This window comes from Yimella sp. NH-Cas1 (assembly GCF_022359705.1).
In the GTDB taxonomy this organism is placed as follows: Bacteria; Actinomycetota; Actinomycetes; order Actinomycetales; family Dermatophilaceae; genus Yimella; species Yimella lutea.
The window spans coordinates 3,053,758-3,068,068 of the sequence record NZ_JAKSGG010000003.1 but is presented as its reverse complement, the minus strand read 5'-3'; the positions used below and the strand labels follow the sequence as shown (position 1 = coordinate 3,068,068).

At 66.3% G+C, this 14,311-nt stretch carries 11 protein-coding genes; 6 read left to right on the top strand and 5 right to left on the bottom strand.

The features are described 5' to 3' along the window. The first annotated feature begins 45 nt into the window (after positions 1 to 45). The 4 genes from MF407_RS15110 (at position 46) to MF407_RS15095 (ending at position 4,200) form a co-directional block, all read left to right on the top strand. Complete coding sequence (locus tag MF407_RS15110) at positions 46 to 1,095, top strand: biotin/lipoate A/B protein ligase family protein (RefSeq protein ID WP_239702798.1); 1,050 nt, start codon at positions 46 to 48, stop codon at positions 1,093 to 1,095. Between the two features lie 187 nt (positions 1,096 to 1,282). Further along, entirely contained in the window at positions 1,283 to 2,092 is an 810-nt protein-coding gene (locus tag MF407_RS15105; RefSeq protein WP_129626529.1) for a CoA transferase, read from the top strand. A 325-nt stretch (positions 2,093 to 2,417) separates the two neighbouring features. Then, the gene (locus MF407_RS15100) at positions 2,418 to 3,371 is read left to right on the top strand and encodes a PfkB family carbohydrate kinase (RefSeq protein WP_129626531.1); all 954 of its coding nucleotides are present in this window, start codon (positions 2,418 to 2,420) and stop codon (positions 3,369 to 3,371) included. A 1-nt stretch (position 3,372) separates the two neighbouring features. Further along, positions 3,373 to 4,200, top strand: coding sequence for a 5'/3'-nucleotidase SurE (locus MF407_RS15095; RefSeq protein WP_129626533.1), 828 nt, complete (start codon positions 3,373 to 3,375; stop codon positions 4,198 to 4,200). Positions 4,201 to 4,290: 90 nt separating this feature from the next. Here the strand turns inward: MF407_RS15095 and MF407_RS15090 are convergent, their stop codons facing one another. The 5 genes from MF407_RS15090 to MF407_RS15070 form a co-directional block, all read right to left on the bottom strand. Continuing rightward, on the bottom strand, positions 4,291 to 5,298 hold the full coding sequence (locus MF407_RS15090) for an NADP-dependent oxidoreductase (RefSeq protein WP_129626535.1): 1,008 nt from the start codon (positions 5,296 to 5,298) through the stop codon (positions 4,291 to 4,293). Between the two features lie 20 nt (positions 5,299 to 5,318). After that, on the bottom strand, positions 5,319 to 6,608 hold the full coding sequence (locus MF407_RS15085) for a nucleoside transporter C-terminal domain-containing protein (RefSeq protein ID WP_239702797.1): 1,290 nt from the start codon (positions 6,606 to 6,608) through the stop codon (positions 5,319 to 5,321). 159 nt (positions 6,609 to 6,767) lie between these two features. Beyond that, entirely contained in the window at positions 6,768 to 8,777 is a 2,010-nt protein-coding gene (betT, locus tag MF407_RS15080) for a choline BCCT transporter BetT (protein WP_239702796.1), read from the bottom strand. After that, entirely contained in the window at positions 8,774 to 10,513 is a 1,740-nt protein-coding gene (gene betA, locus MF407_RS15075; RefSeq protein WP_239702795.1) for a choline dehydrogenase, read from the bottom strand. The genes betT and betA overlap by 4 nt, the downstream gene beginning before the upstream one ends. 430 nt (positions 10,514 to 10,943) lie before the next feature. Continuing rightward, a complete protein-coding gene (locus MF407_RS15070) occupies positions 10,944 to 12,431 on the bottom strand; it encodes an aldehyde dehydrogenase family protein (RefSeq protein ID WP_239702794.1) in 1,488 nt (495 codons plus the stop codon). Positions 12,432 to 12,562: 131 nt separating this feature from the next. Between MF407_RS15070 and MF407_RS15065 the strand changes: the two genes are divergently transcribed. Together MF407_RS15065 and MF407_RS15060 are read left to right on the top strand one after the other, a co-directional pair. After that, positions 12,563 to 13,114: a TetR/AcrR family transcriptional regulator gene (locus tag MF407_RS15065; protein WP_239702793.1), complete on the top strand. Its 552-nt coding sequence runs from the start codon at positions 12,563 to 12,565 to the stop codon at positions 13,112 to 13,114. 146 nt (positions 13,115 to 13,260) lie between these two features. Next, the gene (locus MF407_RS15060) at positions 13,261 to 14,274 is read left to right on the top strand and encodes an IS481 family transposase (RefSeq protein ID WP_239702792.1); all 1,014 of its coding nucleotides are present in this window, start codon (positions 13,261 to 13,263) and stop codon (positions 14,272 to 14,274) included. Positions 14,275 to 14,311: the final 37 nt, after the last annotated feature.

Below are 14,311 nucleotides of genomic sequence, written 5' to 3'. Positions count from 1 at the left end.
GGCAGGCGCGGGAAGGACCGGGCGGCTGGTGTTGTTCTCGACTGCATGCGCGGTGAATACAAGGTTCCGGGCGGCAAACTCGTCGCCGTCGATCTCGAGGTTCGTGACGGACGCCTGGCCGAGGTCAGTGTCTCCGGTGACTTCTTCCTTGAACCCGAGGAGGCGCTGCTCGACATCAACGCGGCCCTCAACGGCGTCTCGACGGAGGCCGGTGTCGACCAGCTGAGTTCGGCGATCCAGGGTTCGGTCGACAGAGACGTCGCGTTCATCGGGTTCTCGCCGGAGGCCGTCGGCATCGCGGTGCGCCGGGCCCTCGGCAAGGCCACCGGTTGGCACGACCACACCTTCGACGTCATCCCCGCCAAGGTGATGGACCCCGCCATGCACGTCGCGCTGGACGAGGTCATCGGACGTGAGGTGGCGCGCGGCGAGCGTCCGCCCACGCTGCGCTTGTGGGACTGGGACTCCCCGCTGGTCGTCATCGGTTCGTTCCAGTCGGTGAAGAACGAGGTCGACCCGGACGGTGCGGCCAAGCACGGCATCGACGTCGTCCGACGCGTTTCCGGCGGCGGCGCGATGTTCATGGAGCCTGGCAACTGCATCACCTACTCGCTCGTGGTGCCTGCGTCGCTGGTCGAGGGGCTGTCCTTCGAGCGGTCCTACTCCTTCCTGGACGACTGGGTGATCGAGGCCCTGCGCGAGGTCGGCGTCAACGCGCACTTCGTCCCGCTCAACGACATCGCGAGCGACCAGGGCAAGATCGGCGGTGCCGCGCAGAAGCGGTTCGCCGACGGAGCCGTGCTGCACCACGTGACGATGAGCTACGACATCGACGCCGACAAGATGGTCGAGGTGCTGCGCATCGGCCGCGAGAAGATGAGCGACAAGGGCCACCGTTCGGCGAACAAGCGCGTCGACCCGATGCGCTCGCAGACCGGCATGACCCGCGACGCGATCCTCGACTCGTTCCTGGCGACCTTCGAGAAGCGTTACGCCACGACACGATCGGACTACACGCAGGCAGAGTTGGAGGCTGCCGAACAGCTGATGGACGCGAAGTTCTCCACTCCCGAGTGGACCCACCGCGTCCCCTGACCCCGGACGTCGTAGCTGTTCCCGCACGGGTTCGTGGGCTTCGCTGCGGGCTTCTGGATCGCCGTCTTCGCCTTCGTCGGAGCAGAACTCGTCGGCACCGCGGCGGCCCCGCCCGGGCCATCAGGCGCTGCGCGAGTCACACGCCGAGAAGGTCGCGCAGCGGGTCCGTCAGGGTTAGGTTCGGTTCATGCTCGAGGGAACCCGCGTGGTGTCGCTGGCGATCAATCTGCCCGGTCCGTTGGCCGCCGCACGGCTGGCCTCGATGGGTGCGGATGTAACGAAGGTGGAGCCCCCGTCCGGTGATCCCCTGGCCAGCATGGTGCCCGATTACTACGCCGAACTTGTTGCGGCACAACAGGTTCTGACGATCGACCTCAAGACGGACGACGGACGCGCGCAACTGGCCGAGTTGCTCACGGACGCCGATCTGCTGCTCACCGCGCAGCGTCCTTCCGCACTCGCCCGCCTCGGTCTGGACGACCTGGACCTGCCGCAGTTGTGCCAGGTGCGGATCGTCGGGCACTCCGACGACCCGGAGGTGGGTGGCCACGACCTGACCTACCAGGCGACGGCCGGCCTGCTGCGGCCGCCGGCGCTGCCGTCCGTGCTGGTGGCGGACGTCCTCGGCGCGGAACGCGCGGTGTCGACCGCGCTCGGTGCGCTGGTGCAGCGCTCGCTCACCGGACACGGCGGCACCCACATGGCCGGCCTGGACGAGGCCGGTGCGTTCGCGGCCGGACCCAACCGGCACGGCATGACCGACCCGGCAAGCCCGATCTCCGGCGGCTGGGCCCGGTACAACCTCTACCGCGCGAGCGACGACGGCTGGGTAGCACTCGCCGCACTGGAACAACACTTCTGGAAACGGTTCGCGGACGCCTTCGACTGCGCCGAGGAGTACGCCGACGTCGCGTCCGTCATGGCGACGAAAACCGTTGCCGGATGGGTCGATTGGGGCAACGAACACGACGTCCCCATCGCCGCGGTGAAGCGCTAGCTCAGGCTGCACGAACCGAATCCCGCACCGGACCCGTCCGCTTCCCGGACCAGATGCGACGTCGCCCCGGCGACAGCAAACCAGGACGAAAACCATGAAGAAGCTCACCGCCGCTGCGTGCCTGATGGCTCTCCCGCTGCTCGCCGGGTGCAACACCGGGGACGTGCCGACGACGACAAGGAGTCCCGTTCGGTCTACGACTCCGACAAGATCAACTGACCGCTCACGCCGACGGCTCCACCCACCCGGGTGGAGCCGTTCGTTTCGGTCGAAGTCATCGCCGCGCTCGCCCTGTTCGTAGCCGTTCATCGACAACGATTGAGGCGTGACCTTCGAACCCCGCATTGCCGTCCTTGCCCCCACTCCCCTCGCCGTCGTCGAGGCCACCGCTGCTCTCACCGACGTCAAGCGCAGCGAACACGTTGATGCCGAGGGCGGCGTCCACATCCACCCGGGTGGTCAGGGACTGTGGATGGCCCGGATGGCACGGTCGCTGGGTGCGAAGGTGACGGTCGTCGGCCCGTTCGGTGGGGAGCTGGGTCCATTGATCCAGACGATGTTGACCGATCTTGATCTCGAGGTGAAGCCGGTGCCCTACTCCGCGGGCAACGGTGGCTACATCTACGAACTGCGAAACGGCGAGCGGGAGGTGCTGACCCACATGCCACCGCCTGTGCTCACCCGTCACGAGTACGACGACCTCTACGGCATCGCCCTGGTCGAGGGCATGGACGCCGACCTCACGGTGATCACCGGGTGTGAGCCGGCCGACGTGCTGCCGGACGAGTTCTTCCACCGGCTCGTCTCCGACATCCGTTCCTCGGGCGGACGCGTTGTCGCCGACCTCTCGGGTGGACCGGCGCTGGCCGCGATCGACGCCGGGGTCGACGTGCTGAAGATCGCCCACGACGAACTTCTCGAAGCAAAGCTCGCCGACGGCGAGAGCGCCGAGAAGATCATCGCCGGGGCCAAAAAGGTCCTCGACAAGGGCGTCGGCGCGATCGTCGTCTCGCGCGCGGAGAAGCCGGCGTTCGCGATCGACAAGGATGGCGTCCGCGAGCTCATCACCCCGGCCGTCACCACGCACGAACACCGCGGCGCCGGTGACTCGATGACGGCCGGCATCGCCGTTGCGCTCGCCCGCGGCGAGAACCTCACCGAGGCAGCCCGATTGGGTGCAGCCGCCGGCGCTTTGAATGTCACTCGCGGCGGCCTGGGCACCGGCAACCGCGAGACCATCGAGCGCATCGCCGACCACGTCCAGATCAAGGAACGCTGACATGCACGTATTGGTCACCAATGACGACGGGATCGAGTCGGCAGGTCTGGCAGCACTCGTCAAGGCGGCTCTCGGACGCGGTTACACCGTCCAGGTGGCCGCACCGGCACACGAGTACTCGGGTGCTTCCGCGTCCCTGGCCGGTGAGGAGAAGGACGGGAAAATCGTTCTCGTCAAAGCGGATCCACCCGAAATGCCCGAAGGGGTCGACTGCATCGGCGTGAAGGCAGCGCCCGGTCTCATTGCCTTCCTCGCCTCGTACGGCGCCTTCGGTGACAAGCCCGACCTGATCATGTCCGGATGCAACCTCGGCGCCAACACCGGTCACGCGACGCTGCATTCCGGCACCGTCGGAGCGGCCCACACTGCAGTCACGCACGACATCCCCGGCCTGGCCGTGTCGGTGACCTCAGGCGAGCCGCAGAACTGGGACACCGTCCAGCGCATCACCGACATCGCGCTTGAGTGGCTGGAGAAGACCGAGTTCAACGGCCACGTGCTCAACATCAACGTCCCCGACGTGCCGTGGTCGAAGCTGCGCGGCCTGCGCGGTGCACATTTGGCACCGTTCGGCGCCGTGCAGGCGCGCATCGACGAGCGGTTCACCGAGGGCATCGACGTCACGTACATCGCGGAGGACGCCGACGACGAGCCCGGTTCGGATCATCACCTGCTCACCCAGGGCTGGGCCACGGCCACCTGGTTGCGTGCTCCGGTCGACAACCTGGATCTCGAGGTTCCGGAGTTCACGGGCGAGGGCACCGAGGACGACGTCGAGGAGTACCGCCCCGACTCCGCGCGGGTGATGACGACCCGCGAGAGCGACTGAGCCAGCACCGGCTGCAGTAACAACCGGAACCCTTGACTACAGGCGTAGTCAAGGGTTCCGGTTGTTACTGCGACCTGTTGCCGCTGCGGTTCAGAGGCGGACGATCATCTTGCCGGTGTTGGCCCCGGCGAGCAGGTCGATGAACGCCTGCGGGGCGTTCTCCAGTCCTTCGCGCACCGTCTCGTCCCACTGGATCGAACCGTCGGCCAGCCACGGACCGACCACCGACAGGAACTCGTCCCGCATGTCGGAGTACTTGCCCACGATGAATCCGCGCAGCGTCAGGCGCTTGCCGATCGCGAGCGCGAGATTCCTTGGTGCACAAGCGGGTTCGGTCGCGTTGTATTGCGAGATCGCACCACACATCGCCACGCGCCCGTCGACGTTGAGCGCGGAGATCGCGGCTTCGAGGTGGTCGCCACCGACGTTGTCGAAGTAGACGTCGATGCCGTCGGGCGCGGCCTTCTTCAACGAATCGCGCACCGATCCATCGTGGTAGTCGAAGGCGGCGTCGAACCCGAGGTCGATGAGTCGCTCCACCTTGGCTGCGGACCCGGCAGAACCAACGACTCGCGAGGCCCCGGACAGTCGGGCGATCTGCCCGACCAGTGAACCCACGGCGCCGGCGGCACCCGAGACGAATACCGCGTCCCCGGGCTGGAACTCGGCCGCCGCCATGAGTCCCGCATACGCGGTGAGGCCAGGCATGCCGAGTACCCCGAGATAGCTGCTGTCACGCAGGTCGGAGGTGTCGACGGCCGTCGCGCGCCCTGCCGGGAGGATGGCGTGCTCGCGCCAGCCGAGTCCGTGCAGCACGCTCTGCCCTTCGGCGAATTCGTCCGAACGAGAAGCGATCACGGTGCCGACCGCACCGCCGTCGAGGGGCTGGTCGATCTGGAACGGCGGCACGTAAGACTTCACGTCGTTCATCCGCCCACGCATGTACGGGTCGACCGACATGACGGTGTTGCGGACGAGGATCTCGCCGTCCTTCAGTTCGGGCAGATCCACCTCCATCAGCCGAAAATTGTCGGGCGTCGGCGCGCCGCTCGGGCGGGACGCCAGTTGGATCTCACGGGTTCTGGTCGGAAGGCTCATACCCCCACCGTACGTGCCGATCAACCCAGCAGGATACCTGCGATCGCCGCGCTCATCAGGTTCGCCAAAGTGGCCGCGAGGATGGCACGCAGACCGAGTTCGGCGATCTCACCGCGGCGCTTGGGAGCCATCCCACCGAGGCCGCCGAGCAGGATGCCGAGCGAGCCCAGGTTGGCGAAGCCGGTGAGCGCGAAGGTGACGATCGCCTGGGTGCGCTGGGAGAAGTCGGCGATGTTGGGAGCGAAGTTGGAGAACGCCACGAACTCGTTGACCACGACCTTCTGACCGACGTACGAACCCGCGTCCGTCGCCTCCGACCACGGCACACCGATGAGCGTCATGATCGGCGCCATCACATAGCCGAGGATCGTCTCGAACTTCAGGTCGTCAGCACCGAACCACCCACCGACCACGCCGAGCAGCAGGTTGATCAGCGCGATCAGCGAGATGAAGGCCAGCAGCATCGCGCCGATGTTCAATGCGAGCTTCATGCCGTCGGACGCACCCGCGGCGGCGGCGTCGATCACGTTGCGGTGCTTGACCTCGTCCTCATCGTCGTCGTCATCGACAGCGACCGCGCGCGGTTCACCCCTGTCGAGGTCGACCGTGCCGACCCCATCGCCGGCTTTCGCGGTGGCCGGCACGGTGGCTGGCTCGGCACCCTCCGGAAGGATGATCTTCGCCATCAGCAGCGCGCCCGGAGCAGCCATGAAGCTGGCAGCGATCAGGTAGTCGAGTTTGGCGCCGAGCAGCGCGTAACCGACCAGCACCGAACCTGCGACGGTCGACAACCCGCCGACCATCACCGCGAACAGCCCGGAGCGGGAGATCCTCGAAAGGTACGGCTTGATCACCAACGGCGCCTCGGTCTGGCCGAGGAAGATGTTTGCGGCGGCGTTGACCGACTCCTCGTGACGGGTGCCGAGCACCTTGGCGAGCGCCCCACCGAGCCAGGTGACCACCTTCTGCAGGATGCCCAGGTGGAACAGGATCGCCGTCAGCGAGGCGAAGAAGACGATCACCGGTAGCACCTGCAACGCGAAGACCATCCCCTCCTTCGGGATCAACGGCCCGAACAGGAAGCTGATGCCTTCCTTCGAGGAGTCGATGACGGCCTGGACGCCCTCGGACGCCTTCGCGAGCGCGTCGCGTCCCCACGGCACGAACAGCACCAGCACGCCGAAGCCCACCTGCAACGCAAGCGCGGCAGCGATCGTCCGCGCCTTGATCGCCTTGCGGTCCATCGAGAGCAGATACGCGATGGTCAGCAGGCCGATCATGCCCCCGATCCCCCAGAGAACGTTGACCATGTGCGACTCCTCTCGGCAGGTTTGGGCACGAGCCTTTCATCTGAATCGAGGAAGTTGGTGAGTCCGCACCGACCAGCCCCGAACGCCGAGTGGCCGGGCTGTGAGCCAGCGGCCAGGCTCTAACCCGTCCACCAGTTCATAGCCCGGCCACTCGGTGGATCAGGTGGCGTCGGAGACCGCCTGCTGCGTCGAGACCCACCACTCGTAGTGGTCCAACACGTCGTGACAGATCTGCTCGAACGAGTAGGCGATCACGTCGTAGGCACCCCCGCTGGGGAGCACGACCTCCAGCAGCGTGGTCTGGTCGTCGGCCTCGATCATCCGCGAGCCGTAGCTCGGGGCCTTCATCCGACGCACCTGCACGGTGTAGGCGAACTGCTCCTCACCGTCCCGGACGGTCAGCACCGCCGTCCGCGGCGCCTGCGTGGTCGAGCCTGCGACGTCCTCGACGGACGCGTCCACACCGCGCTCGACCAACTCGCCCGCGACCTCGCGCAGGGCAGGGACGACGGTCGAGTCGAGTCGTTGGGTCGCCTGCTTCAGCGAGACGGTGCCGAGCGAACGTGCGAGGCGACGCTTCCACGAACCCAGGCTCGCCGCTGCCTCCCGCCCGACGACGGACGCGGTCACCGAGGTGCGTAGTGCGTCCGCGTGCAGACGTTCGCCTTCGAGCGCGCGGTGCAGGCCGATCATCACCAGCACCATGACGATCGCGAACGGCAGACCCATGATGATCGTGGCGCTCTGCAGCGCACCGATGCCGCCGACCAGCAACACGGCCACCGTGAGCAGACCGGTCGCGGCGGCCCACAGGACCCGCAGCCACGGCTTGGCGTCGACGTCGGAGTCGGGTAGGTCGGACGAGAGGTTCGCCATCACCAGAGCGCCCGAGTCCGCGCTGGTCACGTAGAAGAGCAGACCCACGAACGTGGCCAGTGCGACGAGGACCATCGCGCCCGGGTACTGCTGCAGCATGTCGTAGAACCCGGTCTCCGGAGTGTTGACCGCGGTCTCACCGAAAGCCTTGTCCCCGTCCATGATTCGCTTCACGGCGCTGTTTCCGAAGATGGTCACCCACATCACGATGTAGATGAACGGGATGGTCAGCGTGCCGACCACGAACTGGCCGATCGTGCGGCCCTTGGAGATGCGGGCGAGGAACATGCCCACGAAGGACGCCCAGGCAATCCACCAGGCCCAGAAGAACAGCGTCCAGCCGTTCATCCATTCCGCGTCGTAGTCGAAGGCCATGGTGTCCATCGTCATGCCCGGGAAGAGGTTGACGAAGTCGCCGACGTTCATCATCGCGGCCCGCAGCAGGAATGCGGTCTGCCCGGTGACCAGCACCCACAGGGCGAGGACGATCGCGAGGACGACGTTGAGCTGGGACAGGATGCGAATGCCCTTGTCGACGCCGGACGTCGCGGAAATGGTCGCGACGACGACCGCGAGGATCGCCAGTCCCACCTGTGCCGGCGTCCCCTGGTCGATGCCGAACATCACGTCGAGGCCGACATTGAGCATCACCACGCCGATGCCCAGCGAGGTGGCGACACCGAAGATCGTGCCGAGCACGGTCGCGATGTCGACGGCGTCCCCGATGCGTCCGTTGATGCGTTTGCCGAACAGCGGATGCAGCGCCGAACGAACGGCGAGCGGCAGACCCTTGCGGTGTGCGAAGTAGCCGAGCGCGATGCCCATGAGGGCGTACATTCCCCACCCGGTGATGCCGTAGTGGAACAGCGTCCAGACGGTGGATTCCCTTGCCGCGTCGAGGGTTTCACCCTTGCCCTGCGGCGGGTGGAGGTACTGCGTTGCCGGTTCGGCGACGGCGAAGAACATCACGTCCGTGCCGATGCCGGCCGCGAACAACATGCACGCCCAGGAGAATGTGGAGAACTCCGGACGATCGGAGTCCGCACCCAGTCGCACCCTCGAGTACCGCAGTCCGAGGTAGACGACGAAAACGAGGATCGCGGTCGCCAGCAGAATGTAGAACCAGCCGAACCAGTTCGAGATCCAGCTCACCGTGTCACCCAGGACCCGTCCGGCGTGGTCGGGAGCAAAAAGCGCCCAGGCAGCGACCGCGAGCGTGAAGACGTCCGAGACGATCAGCACCGGCCATTTGGTGCGCGGCTGCGTGATCTCTTGCGTATCAACAGAACTCACTGGATCTCACCCATGGCCTCGGCGGCACTCGGCACCTTGTCCGCAGCGTTCCACGAGTGGTTGCGTGGGTCACCCTCCGGGAAGATCGGCATGCCCGACTTCGCCCGGTAGACCGGCGGGTGCTCCGGCGCGAGCGGGGTGTTGCCGGCGATCAGGTCGGCCGCCTTCTCCGCGACCATCATCACCGGTGCGTAGATGTTGCCGTTCGTGATGGTCGGGAAGACCGACGCGTCCACAACCCGCAGACCCTCGGTGCCGTGCACCTTCATCGACGACGGGTCGACGACCGCCATGTCGTCGACACCCATCTTGGCCGAGCAGGACGGGTGCAGCGCGGTCTCGGCGTCCTTGGCCACCCAGTCGATGATCTCCTGGTCGGTCTCGACCGACGGTCCGGGCGAGATCTCGCCGCCGTTGAACGGCGCGAACGCGGGCTGCTTCAGGATGTGCCGGGCGGCCCGGATGACCTCGACCCACTCGCGCCGGTCGTTCTCGGTGGACAGGTAGTTGAACAAGATGCTGGGCTTGGCCAGCGGGTCGTCGTTCTTGATGCGGACGTGGCCGCGCACGTCGGAGTTCATCGGGCCGACGTGCACCTGGTAGCCGTGCGTGCCCTCCGGCGCGGTGCCGTCGTAGCGGACCGCGATCGGCAGGAAGTGGAACATCAGGTTCGGGTAGGCGACCTCCTCGTTGGTGCGGATGAATCCGCCGCCCTCGAAGTGGTTGGACGCACCGACGCCGCGGTTGAGGAACAGCCACTCGGCACCGATGTACGGGGCCTTCCACTTCTTCAGCCAGGGCGCGATCGACACCGGCTGCAAGCTGGAGTGCTGCAGGTAGACCTCGAGGTGGTCCTGCAGGTTCTCACCGACGCCGGGCAGGTCGATGCGCGGCGTGACGCCGGCTGCACGAAGCGTCTCCGGGTTGCCGACTCCGCTGAGCTGCAACAGTTGTGGAGAGTTGAACGCGCCACCGCACAGGATGACCTCGCCCGCCTCGACGGAGTGCTTGAACTTGCCGCCGCGCGCAAAGTCGACGCCGGTCACCCGGTTGCCCGACCACTGCAGGCCGGTCACGGTGGCGAGCGTGGCGATGTCGAGGTTCTTGCGGTTGCGGATCGGGCGCAGGTAGGCGCGGGACGCGCTCATCCGGCTGCCCTTGAAGACGTTGCGATCGAAGGGCGCGAAACCCTCCTGGCGATAACCGTTGACGTCGTCCGTGCGCGGGTAACCGGCCTGCTGGGTCGCCTCGAAGAACGCTTGGAACAGCGGGCTGCTGGCCGGCCCACGCTCGAGCTTCAGCGGACCGGAGCCACCGCGCCAGTCGTCCGCGCCGGCGATGCAGGTCTCCATGCGCTTGAAGTAGGGCAGGCAGTGGGCGTAGTCCCAGTGCTCCATGCCCTCGAACGTGGCCCACTTGTCGTAGTCACCGGCGTTGCCGCGCTGGAAGATCATGCCGTTGATCGAGCTCGACCCGCCGAGCACCTTGCCGCGGGCATGCGGGACGCGTCGTCCACCCATGTGCGGCTCGGGCTCGGTCTCGTAGGCCCAGTCGTAGAGCGGGTTGCCCGAGGGGAACATCAACGCCGCTGGCATGTGGATCAACGGGTCGAACAGGAAGTCGGCACGACCTGCTTCCAGCACCAGGACGCTGGTGTTCTTGTCGCTCGACAGCCGGTTGGCAAGAGCCGAGCCGGCGGACCCGCCGCCGACGATCACGTAGTCGTACTTCTTCATCGTTTCGTATCTCCTTGAATCACAGTCGAAGTGCAGTCGCGGCGACCCGCTGGTCGAGCCGCACGTCTCCGCTGGTCGAGCCACACCCTTTTCCGCTGGTTGAGCCGCGGGACTGAGGAACGAAGTCCCGCGCGCCGAAACCTCTCCCATTCACGAAGCGCTGGTCGAGCCACACCCTTTTCCGCTGGTTGAGCCGCGGGACTGAGGAACGAAGTCCCACGCGCCGAAACCTCTCGCATTCACGTTCCCGCTGGTCGATCCACACCCTTTTCCGCTGGTTGAGCCGCGGGACTGAGGAACGAAGTACCGCGCGCCGAAACCTCTCGCATTCACGAAGCGCCTCGATGAAGTGCTCCGTCCGCGCACCAGGTTTCGGCACCTTCGGATTCGCAAGCTCATCCGTAGGGCTCAACCAGCGAAAAGGCGAGAGTCAGTTGCCGAACCATCCCGCCGGGGCGGGCCGAGTGTTGTGCCAGATGTGCTTGGTCTCCTGGTACTCGTGCAACCCGGCGTGACCCAGTTCGCGGCCGATACCGGACTGTTTCATCCCGCCCCATTCGGCCTGCGGCACGTACGGGTGGTAGTCGTTGATCCAGATGGTGCCGTGGCGCAGCCGCTTGGCGACGCGCTCGGCGCGGCCTGCGTTCTGGCTCCACACTGCTCCGGCGAGTCCGTAGATGGTGTCGTTGGCGAGCTTCACCGCAGCATCCTCGGCAGCGTCCGCGTCCGCGCCGGAAAAGGTCTCTACGGTCAGCACCGGCCCGAACGACTCCTCCTGCACGCACTTCATCGAGGTGTCGCAACCGTCGAGGATCGTCGGCGGATAGTACGAACCCTTCGCGAGTTCGCCTTCGTCGCAACGCTTTCCGCCGGTCCGCAGCACGGCACCCTCGGCGACGGCATCATCCACGTACGTGGCGACCTTCGCCAAGTGGTCCTCGCTGATCAGCGGTCCTGCCTCGGCCCTGTCGTCGAACGGACCACCGAGGCGGATCTTCTCGGCACGACGGACGAGTTCATCGACGACCTCGTCATGGATCGACTCCTCGACGATGAGCCGTGCACCGGCAGAACAGACCTGGCCGGAGTCGAGGAAGATCGCGGTGAGCGCGTTGTCGATCGCGGCCGGCAGGTCGGAGTCCGCGAAGATCACGTTGGGGTTCTTGCCGCCCAGCTCGAGCGCGACGCGCTTCACGGTCGGTGCGGCGGACGCCATGATCGAGCGGCCGGTCACGACACCACCGGTGAAGGAGACCAGGTCGACCTCGGGCGCCTCGGTCAGCGTCGGACCCACGTCCTTTCCGGCGCCGAGGATCAAATTGGCAACGCCCTTGGGCAGGCCGAGTTCGTCGAGGGTGCGCACCAGCCACATGGCGGTCTGCGGGGTGAGTTCGGCGGGCTTGAGCACGAAGGTGTTGCCGGCTGCGAGCGCCGGGGCGACCTTCCACGCGGTCTGCAGCAGTGGGTAGTTCCACGGCGTGATCAGCACGCAGACGCCGACGGGCTCGGTGACGACCCGGCTGGAGACGTCCGGCATGCCGGTGTCGACGATGCGTCCGGCCTCACTCTGAGCGAGCGAGGCGAAGTGCCGGAAGACGTTGACGATGTCGTCGACGTCGATCTGCGACTCGACGAACCGCTTACCCGTGTCGAGCGATTCGAGGCGGGCGACCTCGTCCTTCTCCGCCTCCAGCCGGTCGGCCAGCCGGTGCAGCAGAGCAGCCCGCTCGGGCGAGGGAATGTCACGCCAGGGACCCTCGTCGAACGCTCGCCGAGCTGCTTGGACGGCGCGACGGGCGTCGTCCTGGCCGGCCTCGGCGACAGTGATCACCGCGGATCCGTCTGCAGGACAGGTGATCTCACGGGTTGCGCCAGATGCGGCGTCGACCCACTCACCATCGATGAACAAGCTGGGCACAGTTCTCCTCCAAGACGATCGCTTCACAGTCCGAGTGAGCACGTCCGGCGTCTCTGGGATGCCAGGCAGCTCGATAACGCTCGTTACAACATAACGCACGTTATAGTAAGAATGTGAAAGCGGAACGACCCGTGCGCGAACGGCTGTTGGACGCCGCCGATGCTGTGCTGTTCGAGAACGGCTCGGTCTCGACGCCGGTGGACGTGATCCTCAAGCACGCGGGAGCGTCCCCGCCGAGCCTGTACTCGCACTTCGGCAACAAGGAGGGCTTGATCACCTCCGCCCTGCGTCGTCGCCTGACGATCTGGACGCAAGTCTGGGACGAAGCGATCGCGTCCGCCGAGTCCGACGTGGACCGACTGCTCGCACTCTGGCCGGCGCTGCGCACCTATCAGGCCCACCACCTGGCCGAGCGCTGGTGCGCCTTCAGCGGCACCGCGGCCGCACATCCCTCACCGAGCGAGCAACTGGCCGCAGTGCTGGCCGACGAGACTCACCTGCTGCGTACGCGACTGCACGATTACTCCGTGCCGGTCGCCGGTAAGAGCGCGAATTCCCTTGCCTCGCAACTGTTCATCGCCTACACCGGAACGATGGCCACCACGCTGCGCGAGCCATACGAGCAGGCCATCGACGAAGGTGAAGCGACAGCGCGAGCCCTCGTCGCCAGGTACGCCGCCTGACGCAGGAATCACGCTGTTCGATCAGGTGCGGAGCGTTAGCTGTTCTGTCCACGGACGTTAGTTACGGCGAGTCGACTGGAATGTGAGGAAGACCTCCGGGTGAGGTGTGGAGCTACCACGCACCCACATTCACCACGGAGGTCTTCATGTCCCACGCTAACGCGACGCTCACACCGGCTGGCCGGCTCCGCTTGGCCAAGCTCATCGTCGATGAGCAGTGGTCCTACGCGCATGCTGCTGAACGGTTTTCGGTCAGCATCACGACCGCACGCCGCTGGGCGTTGCGGTACCGGGAACATGGCCCGGCCGGGATGACCGACCGATCCTCACGACCACACCACTGTCCCCACCAGTTACCGCGGCGCACTGAACGCCGGATTATCAACCTGCGGGTGACACGCCGGTGGGGTCCGGCCCGTATCGCCTACCACCTGGGGTTGAATCCCTCGACCGTGCACCACGTGCTGCGCCGGTACGGCTGCCCGCGACTGAAGTGGACCGACCCCGCGACCGGGACCCGCATCAAGGCATCCTCACGCGACAAGCAACGGTATGAACACCAGGCACCCGGTGACCTGGTGCATGTCGACATCAAGAAACTCGGGAAGATCCCCGACGGCGGTGGGTGGCGCATCACCGGACGCGGTTCGGCTCAGGACCGACGTGCCGGCGTGGCCCGTGACCGTGCCGCACGTCAGGGCGCACCCTCCTCGCGTGGCTACGTCTACCTCCACCACGCCGTCGATGACCACTCCCGGCTGGCCTACTCAGAGATCCTCAGCGATGAACGCAAGGAGACAGCCGCAGCGTTCTGGAAGCGTGCCCAACAGTTCTTCGCTCGCCATGGCATCACCGTCAAAGCGGTCCTGACCGACAACGGCGCCTGCTACCGCAGCCGGTTATGGGCCAAGACGCTCGGCACGCGCATCAAACACCGCCGTACCCGCCCCTACCGGCCGCAAACCAACGGCAAGGTCGAACGCTTCAACCGGACCCTGCTGGAGGAATGGGCTTACGCGTGCGCTTACACCTCAGAAGCCGACCGCCGTGCGACCTACCCCGAATGGCTCCATCACTACAATCACCACCGCGGCCACACCAGCCTCAAGGGCCAATCACCCATCGACCGCGTGCCTAACCTCTCCGGACAGAACAGCTAGGCGTCGACGGGACGAGACCAGTGCGGATGTCTTCGAA